At 53.2% G+C, this 13,209-nt stretch carries 9 protein-coding genes; 6 read left to right on the plus strand and 3 right to left on the minus strand.

Translation table 11 applies throughout. The features are described 5' to 3' along the window. Positions 1-102: 102 nt before the first annotated feature. The 5 genes from EXY20_RS08510 (at position 103) to EXY20_RS08530 (ending at position 7,393) form a co-directional block, all read left to right on the plus strand. Positions 103-1,809, plus strand: a complete 1,707-nt coding sequence (locus tag EXY20_RS08510) for a response regulator (protein WP_135549706.1) — start codon at positions 103-105, stop codon at positions 1,807-1,809. Beyond that, positions 1,809-3,653, plus strand: coding sequence for a sensor histidine kinase (locus EXY20_RS08515; protein ID WP_268966079.1), 1,845 nt, complete (start codon positions 1,809-1,811; stop codon positions 3,651-3,653). The genes EXY20_RS08510 and EXY20_RS08515 overlap by 1 nt, the downstream gene beginning before the upstream one ends. Positions 3,654-4,086: 433 nt before the next feature. Continuing rightward, positions 4,087-4,830: an ABC transporter permease gene (locus tag EXY20_RS08520; RefSeq protein ID WP_407944899.1), complete on the plus strand. Its 744-nt coding sequence runs from the start codon at positions 4,087-4,089 to the stop codon at positions 4,828-4,830. A gap of 10 nt (positions 4,831-4,840) precedes the next feature. Next, positions 4,841-5,716, plus strand: a complete 876-nt coding sequence (locus EXY20_RS08525; RefSeq protein ID WP_135549712.1) for a carbohydrate ABC transporter permease — start codon at positions 4,841-4,843, stop codon at positions 5,714-5,716. A 111-nt stretch (positions 5,717-5,827) separates the two neighbouring features. Beyond that, positions 5,828-7,393 (plus strand): extracellular solute-binding protein, encoded by a 1,566-nt coding sequence (locus EXY20_RS08530; protein WP_135549714.1) that lies wholly within the window; start codon positions 5,828-5,830, stop codon positions 7,391-7,393. A gap of 59 nt (positions 7,394-7,452) precedes the next feature. Here EXY20_RS08530 and EXY20_RS08535 read toward each other — a convergent pair whose 3' ends face one another. From EXY20_RS08535 to EXY20_RS08545, 3 genes are all read right to left on the minus strand, one after another. Beyond that, complete coding sequence (locus tag EXY20_RS08535) at positions 7,453-8,283, minus strand: sugar phosphate isomerase/epimerase family protein (RefSeq protein WP_135549717.1); 831 nt, start codon at positions 8,281-8,283, stop codon at positions 7,453-7,455. Beyond that, positions 8,276-9,295, minus strand: a complete 1,020-nt coding sequence (locus EXY20_RS08540) for a Gfo/Idh/MocA family protein (protein ID WP_167859092.1) — start codon at positions 9,293-9,295, stop codon at positions 8,276-8,278. Before EXY20_RS08540 ends, EXY20_RS08535 begins: the two co-directional genes overlap by 8 nt. A gap of 194 nt (positions 9,296-9,489) precedes the next feature. Further along, a complete protein-coding gene (locus EXY20_RS08545; protein WP_135549721.1) occupies positions 9,490-10,338 on the minus strand; it encodes a helix-turn-helix domain-containing protein in 849 nt (282 codons plus the stop codon). 270 nt (positions 10,339-10,608) lie between these two features. Between EXY20_RS08545 and EXY20_RS08550 the strand changes: the two genes are divergently transcribed. Next, positions 10,609-12,978: a helix-turn-helix domain-containing protein gene (locus tag EXY20_RS08550; protein WP_135549723.1), complete on the plus strand. Its 2,370-nt coding sequence runs from the start codon at positions 10,609-10,611 to the stop codon at positions 12,976-12,978. Positions 12,979-13,209 lie beyond the last annotated feature (231 nt).

A 13,209-nucleotide genomic window follows, 5' to 3' on the forward strand; every position in this document is an offset into this window, starting at 1 on the left:
AAAAATGTGAACCCGCCGCGGCGGTGATAAAGTGCTTATAGCACAATCTTTCGAGCCCCTGCTATAATAAGTGGATATTATGCGGGGGAGTGGTGCGGGGCAATGTACAAAGTTCTGGTCGTGGATGACGAACCGGCCGTCCGATTCGGTATGAGCCACTATATGAATTGGGAGCAATATCGGATGGTGCTCGTTGGAGAGGCGAAGGATGGAGTGGCCGGTCTGAAGGCTGTGGAGCAACTGATGCCAGACATCGTGCTGACGGATGTTTTGATGCCCAAAATGGACGGGATTACGTTCTCGCAAGAAATTCGGAAGCGCTTTCCCCAAATCAAAATTATTTTTATCAGCGGACACGACGATACCGAATACCTGAAATCCGCCATGAAAGTCAGCGCAATGGATTACATATTAAAACCCGTCAATTTGCATGAAATACAGACCGTGCTCGAGCGGGTTGCAGCCGAATTGGACGAAGATCATGCCGTCCAGCGCTTGACCGAAGAGATGCAGGCCAGGCTGAAAGAAAGCATGCCGCTTCTGAAAGAACAATTCCTGTTGTCGTTGATCCGGGACGGGGCCAGCCGTCAAGATCGGATTCAAGAAAGGCTTGCTTTTCTTGAGCTCAAGCTGCCTGTCGACACGGTTTATTGGGTCATCGTTATCTCCATCGACCGCTTCGCGAATGTAGGGGAGAAATACTCGGAGCGGGAATTGCAGCTCTATCTTTTTGCGATTCAAAGCGTCTGTCAGGATTTGGTCAACGAACACCTCAAGGGTGTTGTCATCGAGCATCGCAACGGGGAGTTCGTAGGAATCGTATATGCGGAAACGGAAACGGAATCGGTTGAACTGCTAGAAACGGGAGGGCCGGATAATCTGCCGCCGCACAATCAAGTCGCCGAACCTGAAGAGCGGTTGTACGAATTGGCGGTTCAGCTTCGCGAACAATTGCAGCAACGGCTATCGATTAGCGTCACGATCGGAATTGGCGAACGTGTGGCCAGTCTGCTAAATCTAACAGAATCCTATGTACAGGCGCGAGAAGCGGTAGCGGGAAAATGGTATCTCGGGCAAAATCAAATTGTGACGATGGACAGCCTCAATATGGATAAAAATTCCATAAATCCCGCAAAGTCTTATCGCTTTGGTCCAACCGAGAGCTTGAATATGTATACGGTCTTGAAGAACGGAGATCCGCTGAAGCTCGCTACCGCATTGGACGAGCTGTTCGAAGGGTTGGCGCAGGAACGCCGAGGCGGGCTGAAAAATGCCCGAAATGTGGTCATGCAGGTGGTGCTGCTGGTGGGACAACTCGTCTTGGAGTTGAATATTCGCAACAATGAGCTGGATCGAAGAGAAGCGCAGTTATTGGAAGAATTGTTCCATCAAGAGACGATCGCCGAGCTGCGCCACATTCTTGCGTCCTATCTGGCCATGATTTGTGAAACCATCAACGAGAACCGCAGCGGCAAGATGAGCAATGTTATCGATCGGGTGAAAGAGATTATCGGGAGACGGTATGCGGACAACAACTTAACCGTCATCGATATCGGTCGCGAGGTGTTTTTGACTCATACCTACGTGTGTTTGCTGTTCAAACAAGAGACGGGGAAAACGATTAATGAATGGTTAACGCAGCATCGGATCGAGAAGGCCAAAGAACTGCTTGCGGATCCCATGAATAAGTTTTATGACATTTGTTATGCCGTCGGTTATTCGGACCCGAGTTATTTCGGCAAGCTGTTTAAGAAGTTGACCGGCTTTACGCTCAGCGACTATCGCAAATCGAATCAAGCGGGGAAATGATGGTGAGCGGCGTGCGTGACTCCTTCCGCCATTTATTCGGTCAGATCCAATCGATTGTCCGTCGATTCGGCCTCCCCCGGAAGTGGCTATTTGTTTTCGGCGTATTGATCGTACTTCCCGGCATAGTCATTTTATATGCGTATTCCCAGCGAACAGCCGCGATCCTGGAGGAAGAAGTGTCAACTTCGATGCTGCAGACGGTCAAACAGGTGAGTGCCAATTTGTCCTATCGGCTCGGACATATTCGGGACATTAGCAATGCAGCGGCGATGAACCCCGAGCTGTACCGGTTCTTGCAAGAAGACAGCGTCCCGGAGATGGCGCGACAATTGGAATTATTGAAAGATTTACGCTATTTGGGGGAAACCGTCGAAGCGAATGCGGATATTTACCGCATGCGATTATTCGTGAATGACTTTACGATGCTTCCGAAGGAGCATGTGAATTTTTTCGAACTGGACAGCTTAAAAGCTTGGCCGTATTACGAAAGGGTGATGGAAGGAAAAGGGGCTTTGATTTGGACCGATATTTACAAGCAGTATTATTACGGCATAGGCGAGGTTGATATTTTCTCGAGCGCCAAGCTCCTGCATGATGCCAGAAACTTTAATCAAGTTTCGGCTGTTCTTGTCGTTGACGTACCGGAAAGTTTGATCATGGACACGTTATCGAGCCCTGACTTGCCGAATCCCGGCAATCTGTTTATTGTCGGCGACCGGGGGAATATTGTCGCGCACTCGGACAAATCGCGAATCGGCACGATGGTGGAGGAAGACATATGGTCGGCCATTCGACAACACCCGGAAGGCAAAGTCAAGTTTCAGCTTCATAACGAAGACGATTACGCGATGTATGCCACGATTCCGTCAACCGGTTGGAAGGTGGTCGCACAAGTACCCGCTGCGGATATGTCCGAGAACATCAAGGTCAAAAAAACGGATGGGCTCGTTACGCTTGCCTTCGTATTCGTATTATTCCTCGTTCTCGTATACGTGCTGCTCAGCTTGATCACCCGGAATATGAACCAGCGTCTGGTGCAAGTGATTCGTATGATCCGCAAGGATGGAATCGAACGGCTCGACGAAACGCATACGATCCAGGACGGAAATTTTATGATGCTGGAACGCAGCGTCGACGCGATGACACGCGAGATGCACGCCCTGATGGAGCAAACCTACAAAGCTCAAATGCTGGAAAGAGAAGCGCAACTACGCGCTTTGCAGGCGCAAATCAATCCTCATTTTCTTTATAATACGCTGGACATGGTCAACTGGATGGCCATCGGACATGGCAAGCAAGATATAAGTCAAGTGATAAGCGCACTCGCCAAGTATTTCCGGTTGAGCTTGAATGGAGGGCGGGATGTCATGAGTGTTGCGGATGAGTTGAACTTGGCCCAGGTTTATTTGGATTTACAGTCGAACCGCTTCCAGCATTCGTTTGAATATCGGATCCAGCCGGAGCCGAATGTGCTCGATTTGAACCTTCCCAAGCTGACGCTTCAACCGATCGTAGAAAACGCACTTCTGCACGGCATTCGCAATTTGGAGGAGGATCGATTCGGTACGATCCGGATACGGGCGTATCGGGAAGACAACCTGTTGGTGCTTGAAGTAGACGATAATGGAATCGGGATGGAAGAAGAGCAAGCGCGACGACTACTGGCCGAACCGCCGCTGCGGAACCGCAAAGAAGGTTCTTACGGCTTGTACAATGTCAATGAACGGATCAAATTGTTTGGCGGGGAGACTTCGGGGATTGCGATTTCCTCCCGGCCGGGTGAAGGCACCATCGTGAACGTGCGAATAGGCTTGGAGCGGACAACTCGCAGCAATTCCGAATGAGGCTTGCGGTCCATCGATTGAATTCCTTAATCCAATCACCCCTCAACTCACGGCTGCCGTGATTTGGGGGGTGTTATTGTTCAACCGAGCGGATCTTCAGAGTGTAAGAAAAGCCCGAAAATTGAAATATCACCACCTATAATTAACCGTTCCGGCTAGCTATACTAAACCTACAGAAAGATTGTGATGCCGATCAAGAAATGGGAGGATTATGAGAGACTTGGCTACAGAACTGAAGGGCTCGCTTGCAAGCATTCAAAGACGTGAAGGAAGAAAAACCCGCCGGCGGCTGATCCGCAACAATCTGGATACCTATGCGTTGTTGCTCCCGGGACTCGTTTTCCTGTTTTTATTTAAATACACGCCCATGTACGGAGTAATCATCGCGTTCCAAGATTTCAACATTTTCGACGGGATAAGCGGAAGTTCGTGGGTGGGGCTGGAACACTTCAAGAAATTGATGCAATCGGATGAATTTATGCAAGTGTTCGGCAACACGCTGATCATCAGTATGTACAAGATCGTTATGTTATTCCCGCTGCCGATCCTGTTGGCTTTGCTTCTGAATGAAGTGGGAAGACTGTGGTTCAAGAAAACGGTGCAGACGCTTGTCTATTTGCCGCATTTCCTTTCCTGGGTTATTATTTCGGGTTTGTTTATCAACATTTTATCTCCTTCGGCCGGGATCGTGAACGAGGTGATCCAATCGTTAGGCGGTCAGCCGGTGTCCTTCCTGCTTGACAACGATTATTTTCGAGGGGTACTCGTTTTTACGGCAGGGTGGAAAGAAGTCGGCTGGAACGCCGTGATCTTCATCGCCGCCATCGCCGGCATCGAACAGGACCAATATGAAGCCGCTTCCATCGACGGGGCCGGCAGAATTCAGAAAATGATCTCCATCACGTTGCCCGGGATCGCACAGACGATCATCCTGATGTTGATCTTGCGAATCGGAAGCTTGCTCGATGCCGGTACCGAACAAATATTGACGATGTACAATCCGGTCGTATATCAGACAGGGGATGTCATCGGAACCTATGTTTACAGAATGGGATTGGGGAAGATGGACTACAGTTTCTCCACGGCCGTTGGATTGTTCAACTCCGTCATCGGTTTCCTGCTTATCCTGTCGGGCAATTTCTTGAGTCGAAAATTTATGAAACGAAGCATCTGGTAGGGAGAGTGCGATGAAAAAACGAACGATAAGCGATATCGGTTTGGATGCGGTCGTGTATGGCGTATTGATTGTTTTTGCGGCGTCCACCTTGTTCCCGTTTGTGAATGTGCTGGCCAAGTCGGTAAGCCAGGAATGGGCGGTCGTATCGGGCAAAGTCGGGTTGTTCCCTGTCGGGTTCCAGCTTGCGACCATGCAATACGTTATCACCTCGGATCAGTTCCTGCGATCATTTGGCGTTTCCTTATTCATCACGATTATCGGGACGGCATTATCGCTTTTGCTTACCGCGATTTCGGCTTATCCGCTTTCGAGGCGGCACTTGCCGGGTATCGGCATGATGATGGTGCTGTTCGTCTTCACGATGATGTTCAACGGAGGCATCATACCGAATTACATGCTGATTCGTAATATTGGGCTGATGGATAATGTATGGTCGCTTATTTTGCCTTCTTTAATTAGTGTCTTTAACCTTCTTGTCGTCAAAAGTTATTTCGAAGGGCTGCCGGAAAGTCTTGAGGAATCCGCCCGGATCGACGGAGCGAAAACCTTTACCGTCTTGTTCCGCATCCTTCTTCCGATCAGCGGGCCGGTGTTGGCCACCATTGCGTTGTTCTATGCCGTCGCGTACTGGAATGACTTCTTCAGCGCAATGATCTACATCAACAGTCCGGCGCTCAAACCGCTGCAGCTCTATTTGCGCGATATTGTCATGGATGCCAATACAGCCGTCTCGTCCATGCGTTCGTCGGACGACATCATGAATTTATCTCCGGATAATGTGCGATCCGCGACAGTAATTGCTTCCACCATTCCGATTCTGCTCGTTTATCCGTTTTTGCAAAAATATTTTATCAAAGGGGTATTGATCGGGTCCGTGAAAGGCTGAAGCATCAGGCATCCCGGACACCGTGTGGCGATGCATTAACTCCATCAGCGGGGACGCCCGCACGGATTAATGAATAGATGATAAACTGGAACAAATAAGGGAGGCTTTACTTTGAAAAAGTGGGCAAAACAAATGGTTGGCATTTCCCTAGCAGGTGTGATGGCCGCTTCTTTGGCCGCATGTGGAGGAAACGCAACGAAAGAGCAGGGGAGTCAAGGCGCAAGCTCCAGCCCTGCGAATGCCGCTTCTCCTTCTGCGGCGCCTTCGTCGGGGCCGAAGCCGGAACTGCGGTCTTTGGGCATTTGGATGAATGCCGATTACAACACGTATACGGTAGCCAAAGTGCTGGAAGAGCGTACAGGCTACAAAGTGAAGTACGACATGCTTCCCCAGGAGAATCCGAATGAGAAGCTGAACCTGTTGATTGCTTCCTCCGAACCGTATGATACGATTACCACCGGAGGCGCGAGCATGTACAAGGCGTTATACTCCGATTATGCCAAACGCGGAGCACTGGTGGACCTTGGTCCGCTCATCGACAAGTACGGTCCGAATATCAAGGCGGCCATCTCGCAACAATCGTTGGATGCGGTCAAGGTAGACGGCAAGATCTATGCGATCCCGACGCAAACGCTAAGCAATGTGGCAAGTTCCCTGATGATCCGCCAAGACTGGCTCGATAAACTCGGGCTCAAGGCGCCGACGACGACCGATGAATTAGTGACGGTATTGAAGGCATTCAAGGAGAAGGACCCCGGCGGCAACAAGGAGCAAAATATTCCGTTCACAATTGCCGGCAACGCACCGATTGTAGTCAATTTGGCCGGAGCTTTCGGAATTACGAACTCCTGGAACGATGTGAACGGCAAGCTGCTCCCGCGTGCCTATGATACGGGCTACAAAGATTATATTCTCTACATGAACGATCTGTTTAAGCAAGGGTTGCTCGACAAGGAATTCGCTGTAAACCAGGGGACAACGGTAAATGAAAAATTCACGAGCGGCAAAGCCGGTGTGATCGCGGTGGATTGGTCCAACGTGCCGTCGCTTACGGATGCGCTCATCAAAAATAATCCGAATGCCAAAATGGTTTATATCCCGGCCTTAAAAGGACCGCAAGGCAAGCTCGGCTTGTCGCAGCCTACCGGATTCGATCGCCTGACCTTTATCCCCAAATCGGCGAAGCATCCGGAGGATGCGATCAAGTGGATCGATGCCAAACTGGAAAAAGACACGTTCCGCCTCATGACGATCGGCGAGGAGAACAAACATTATACGTTCAAGGATGGCGCATACGCTCCGATATTGCCCATTTTCACGGACGAACGCAATTTTGCAAGCAGCTACTTGACGGGATCGGACGAGAAGAACTATCCGCTGTATTGGCAGGCTCGCGTGCGCAAGGATGCCCGCTTGTTCGATGCTTATGCATTCTTGAACATCAAGGAGCCGGCGAATACGAAAGTGTCCGATGTAATTGGCCTTAGTCCATATATGGAACAATATTCCAAAAACAGCGATTCGTTGAATACGATGCTGAACGACCAAACGGTCAAATTTATCGTAGGCGTCGATCCGATTGCGAACCTGGATGCGTTTATCACGAAATACAAAAGCGCAGGCGGAGAAGCCAGCTATAATGAGGTGAACGATTGGTACGCTGCGCAAAAGAAATAAAAGAATAACCGGAGAAGGCTACAGGAGTTGCTCTTGTAGCCTTCATTGTGAGGACAATATTATTTTTCGCCATCACCGATAATCACGCCGATATGACGCGCGGTATCATAGACGGTTTGCAGCGGATTTCCTTTGTAGATGCCGACCTCCGCAGTCAGCGTATCGGTATAGCCGATCGCCTGCAGCGCTTCGCGGACGGCTGCCCAGTTCACATCGCCGGAAAGGAGCGGTACGAAGCCGCTGCCGGTACCGACGCCGGGGCGGAAGTCCTTGACGTGTATTTTGCGAATGCGCGTATCCAGAATCCGAATCCATTGCTGCGGAAACCCGTAGGCGAGAATGTTGCCGACATCGAAGTAGACACCGATCCACTTGGATTGAAAATCATCGATGTACTGTTTCATCTCCAGTGGCGATAGCAGAAATTTGTTCCAGACGTTTTCGATGGCGATGTGCACCTTGCGATTTTCCGCTTCCGGCAGAAGCAGCTCCAGCTCCCGCCGGCTTCGCTCATAACAGACGTCATATGGCGTCTCCTCGTTGACTGCGCCTGGAACGACGAGTGCCGTGTCGGCGCCGAGCAGCTCGGCGAACTCCAACTGCTTGCTTACAATGCGGCGGCCTTGCTCGCGAATTTCGGGGTCGGCGGCGACGAGGGGAAAGCGCCACAGCAGAGCGGTGGAAACGCTCCGCAGCTCCATATCGTGCTTTCTCGCCAAGCGGCCGATCGCCTCGACCTCCGCAGCCGATGTTTCCGGCGTCAGGCCGACGCCGCCAACCGGGTTCAGGTTCAGTTCGACAGCGTCGTAGCCCGCGTCCTTACTGATCGCGAACAGTTCTTCGAGCGGCGTTCCTTCGGGAAAACACCATTGATTTACGCCTTTAAGCATCGGGCTCACTCCTTGTCGGCTGTACGGCAGAAGCGGAAGAGAGGAACACCGTTTTACCGGTCTTCGCCGCTTCGTTCGCCGCCAGTGTCACTTCAAGCGTGGACACCGCTTCGTTGTAATCGCACAGAATCAGCTGCTGATTACCTGTGCGCACCGCTTCCACAAATGCCCGGCTCTGCTCGAGGTAGAAATCGTATTTCGACTTCACCGTGATGTCTTGCTCGTCGTCGACGATGCGCAGCGTCGTACCGTTGCCGTTCAGGGCGAGGTAGAAATCGTGTCCGAACACTTCGACATCCGCCCGTCCGAAATGGCGCGACAGCGAGGTGTTGCAGAAGTTGCCGGCCGCGCCGGACTGCAGCGTGAACGAAAGGACGCCTACGTCGTATACATCCGCTTCCGGATACTGATTCCGGATGTTCCTCTGCTCGTGGATGGCATGAATCGATGCAAATTCGCCTGCGACGTAGCGGATCTGGTCGACCTGATGCGTCGACATCTCGACGAGTTGGCCGCCGGACAGCTCCATTTTGCGCCACCATTCCGCTCCTGGCAGGCCGCCAATGCGATAGCCGAGCACCATGCCGATTTGCTTGTCGACCAAATACGCCTTCGCCTTCTGCACCGTGTCGAGGTAACGCAGGCAATAGCCCGAGCTGTTGATGATGCCGGCTTGCTTGATGGCGGCCGCTGTGGCCCGCACCTCGTCCATGTTCAGCCCGACCGGCTTCTCCGACAGGAGATGAATGCCGCGGCGTGCGACACCCGCTTCGATGCCATTCCTGGCAAAAGGCGGCGTGCACACGTAAACTGCATCCACAGCGCCTGAATCGAGCAACTCCTCTGCACTTTCGAAAGCCGTCGTCTCGTAAGTGGCGGCGATGTGCCGCGCCCGCTCCCGGTTGATGTCGCAGACGGCCGTGATTTGTGCCCGCTCCACTTGCCGCAGCGTCTTCATGTGGTGCTCCGCCATACCGCCGACTCCGATAATCCCTACTCTCACTTGTTCCATCTGCCGATTGCCTCCCATAATACAAGCGACTGTCATCTTCGCAGCCGGAATGATAACGTGCCCTGCAAGTACAGGATAGTCGATCGGAGGAAGGGCTGTATTTAAGGAAATCGCACAACAATTTACGCAAAAAAATTCGTAGACGCGAAGTCATCCCCGTAATCTTCTAATTGGCAGAGGCCGCAAGCCGTCCGTTATACGGAACCGGGCGGCTTGGCGCCGGCGAATTCGTTATTTTGGGCCGGTTCCGCTCCTCGCAACTGCAGGCTTCGCCGCCAGGCGGTGGGTGACATGCCCGCCATCTCCTTGAACCATTGGGAGAAAGAATGGAGCCGGCTGAAGCCGATCTGCTCGGCGATTTCCTGCATGTCCTTGCCGGTGGCGCTGAGCAGCCATTTGGCTTCCTGAAACCGGCATTGCTGCTGGTACTGCTTCGGGCTTAAGTCGTACGTCATCTCGAACAGGCGGCGGAACCCCGCTACGGTCATCCCTGCAAGCTCCGCCAGGTCAGCCATCAGGACGTTTTCGCGCAGATGCTCCCGGATGTAGTCGGCGGCCTTCGTCACCGTCATTGCTTGCAGATTGGTTTGCAAATGCTCGAGCAGGAACAGGAGGAGCATTTCCGTCCATATTTTCATATTCAGATGTTTATAGGTTTGAAAAGAAGCCTGAACCCGCAGCCATTCTCTGAACAGCCGCTCGAACCGCTCCTTGTCAAGCCGGGACAACGCGAACAGCCGGGGAACTCCGCCGTTCAACGGGACAAGCCGGTCGAGTAGTTCCTTCATCTCCAGCTCGTATCCGGCAAGGTGGAGAACGCCGAAGCGAACTCGCGACACCGAGGCGTATCGGTGCGACAGCTCTGGCGGGACCGCGATAATATGGCCCGTTTCAACGATATGCTTTCGCTCCGGCCATTCGAACAATCCGCGTCCCTCCAGCACAATGGTGATTTCCGCTGTCGGATGACGATGGAATCCTTTGTCGTGCCAGCCTTCCTCGTAGGTACCAATATGGCTATTTGAATAGAACGCCGACGTCATCCGGCAGCACCTCCCGGCTCTCGTAGTTGAATGAACAATTTCCTTGAGAGAATGGCTTATTTATTGAAATCTTAGCATAAGAAAAGAATCAATTGAAAACATATAATCAAAATAGAAAGCGTAGAAAAAATGATTATCGGTTTTTCTTTCCTTTGTATTTCATCAGTCGGAGAAAAATGTGAACATGCTGGTATTGGCTGACGGCCAGGCGCTCCCGTATAATCAAGTTACTACCGATCGCCAAGACATCCGTCCGAAGGGGAAGCCGCCATGCTGCGCAACCTGTTCAGATCCGCTCGCCAGAAGCATTACTTCATGAAGCTGATCGTGTATATGCTTCTACTGTGCATGCTGCCGATCCCTGTATTCGGTCTCTTCTTCTACCATAACGTCCAGCACGAGATGCGTCGACAAATCGAAACGGCAAACGACCGTTATCTGAACCAATCCGTCAACGCGCTCGAACTGATCGTGAAGCAGATCAACAATGGCTTCCGCCAGTTTATGGCGGGCAATACGCTTGCCGAATTCGCGCGATACATACCGGCCGACTTCTACGACGCCGAGAACGGCAAATACAAGGCTGTCGAACAAGCGGCTCAAACGGACTACATTATCAGCAAAGGCAAAGTGCTCGCTTCGCTTGACGTGCTGCGACAGTCGAACGACTTCATTCACTCCGTCTATTACGTCAATCCGAACAAAAGCATGGTGCTTACCTCGGAGCAATCATCGGGAAAGTCGCAATTTGCGCTAACGGAATTTTATGATCGCGAATGGGACCGGAAATTGGCGGAGGCGTCGCTCGGGTATCCGATCATCATGAATTTGCGGATCGCCAAGCTGAGCGACGGCGCGTTCCTGCCGACCGTATCGCTCGTCTTCCGTCCGGCGCAAACCGAGTATAGCATCGTCATCAACCTGAATGCGGATCTGCTGTACCGTGATGTGCTAAGCAAGTTGGTCGCCGAAGGAGGAGGGACGCTCGCCGTTTTCACCGCGGGCGGCGTGCCGCTGTTGTACGATAGCGGCTCGGACCGGGCACCGTTGCTCGAAACGGCACAGCGCGCCATCGCCGCATGGGACGGCGAGGCCAACCGAAACGCGGTGGAACGCGAGAACAGGCTCGTATCCTGGCGGTCTTCGCAGATTTTGAACTGGACGATCGCCAGCGTGACTGATCTCGGTTCCGTCTACGCCGCCGTCACGAGTATGCAGCGCCTGTTTCTTGCGCTGGCAGGCGGCCTTGTGCTGGCTGCGATCGCGTTGGCATTCGTCGCCAGCCGCAGCATATACGCCCCGGTCATGCGGCTGCTGCAAGTTGCCCGCAGCGGGGAGGCGTCCGTTGCGCCGGCCAAGCGGCACGATCGCGGTACGGGTGCCGGCGAATTCGAAGCCATCCGCGACAGCCTGACCGATGCGTTCGCAGCGAGGACGAGTTTGTCGCGCCGGCTGCAGGAAAGCTTGCCTGCGCATCGCGAGAAGTTTCTTCGTTCCTTGATCCACGGAAGCCGGCTCGGCCAAGACGAGATTCGCGAGCGGCTCGATTATTTGGGCATCCCGCTAAAGCCGGAGCATCTTGGCGTGCTGCTCGTTTCCGCCGCGGAATACGGTCGGCGTACGGAAGGAATCGAGCGGGAGAACATCGGGCAATTGCTGCTCATAGGCGCATTGACGTCCGCGATCGATCCCGATTTGCCGCATGCGATTGCGGAATTGTCCGAATGGGTGTTTCTCGTGCTCGTGGGCGCCGGAGAGAACGGAAAGGCCGCGACGTTCCGAGCGGCTGAAGCGATCCAACGCGAGCTTTCCGCTTCGTTCGGCATGACTTGTACGATCGGCATCGGCGGTTGCGCCCGTACGGCGGCCGACTTGCCTCGTGCGTATCGCGAGGCGGAAGAGGCGCTGCGCGGCCGAGGGCTCGCCAGCGGAGGGGAGATCGTTTATATCGAGGACGTGCGGCTGCGTCCCGAGGAACCGCTGGCTTATTCGCGAGACAAGGTGGAGCGGCTGCTCGTTTACTTGCGGAACGGCGATGAGCCGCAGACGCTCCGGCTGTTCGCGGATATCGCGGGCGAAATTCGCGCGTCGTCGGGCGGCGCCGGCTTCGCGCAAGCGCAACAAGTGTTTCTGTTGCTGCTCGTTCGGCTCCTTGAAGTGGCTCGCGAGCTGCGCTTCGACAGCAAGGAGCCGGCGCCGACCCAGTCGCGGTTGCTGGAGGCGTTCCTGCAGCAGCAGGATTGGCAGGCGATGGTGACGTGGTTCGATACGCTCTTGTCGGCGATGGCGGTTCGGATCGGCGAAGCATTCGCGGAGAAGAACAACCAGCACGTAGATCGTGCATTTGCGATCATAGAAGCCGATTGCGGCGAGTCGTTGTCGCTGGCGACAGTGGCAGACAAGCTGAATTTAAGTCCGGCGCATCTCAGCCGCATATTCAAGGAGCATGCAGGCGCAACCTTTTCCGACTACGTGACGCAAATTCGCATTCGCAAGAGCAAGGAACTGCTGCTGCAGACCGATATGCAGGTGCAGGAAATCAGCAGCCTCATGGGGTACGTCAAAGTCGCCTCCTTCATTAAACTGTTCAAATCGACGACCGGCGTGACGCCGGGCGAATACCGCAAGCAGCACGGGTGACGCGACCGTCCGATCACGTTGCCGCTTGTGTTCGACACCTCTTCGATTTCTTCGCCATGCCTCTTTCGAATCCGCCCTTTTCAGCATGATAGCATGAATAGATTTACGGGGTCCCTGCAAATTGCCTGCGTTTGCTTCAAGCACAAGCCTCACGTTGCGGGGTTGTTTCTGGCGTTTATCATCGGAAAGTACATCGGTATCATCAACGAGGGAATAGCTTTTGCGCATTGT

This window comes from Paenibacillus cymbidii, from assembly GCF_004764705.1.
Taxonomy (GTDB): domain Bacteria; phylum Bacillota; class Bacilli; order Paenibacillales; family NBRC-103111; genus Paenibacillus_AN; species Paenibacillus_AN cymbidii.

Coding starts and splice junctions, on each gene's coding strand:
- EXY20_RS08525 (WP_135549712.1), top strand. CDS start 4,841: ATGAAAAAACGAACGATAAGCGATATCGGTTTGGATGCGGTCGTGTAT.
- EXY20_RS08535 (WP_135549717.1), bottom strand. CDS start 8,283: ATGCTTAAAGGCGTAAATCAATGGTGTTTTCCCGAAGGAACGCCGCTC.
- EXY20_RS08550 (WP_135549723.1), top strand. CDS start 10,609: ATGCTGCGCAACCTGTTCAGATCCGCTCGCCAGAAGCATTACTTCATG.
- EXY20_RS08540 (WP_167859092.1), bottom strand. CDS start 9,295: ATGGAACAAGTGAGAGTAGGGATTATCGGAGTCGGCGGTATGGCGGAG.
- EXY20_RS08515 (WP_268966079.1), top strand. CDS start 1,809: ATGGTGAGCGGCGTGCGTGACTCCTTCCGCCATTTATTCGGTCAGATC.
- EXY20_RS08545 (WP_135549721.1), bottom strand. CDS start 10,338: ATGACGTCGGCGTTCTATTCAAATAGCCATATTGGTACCTACGAGGAA.
- EXY20_RS08510 (WP_135549706.1), top strand. CDS start 103: ATGTACAAAGTTCTGGTCGTGGATGACGAACCGGCCGTCCGATTCGGT.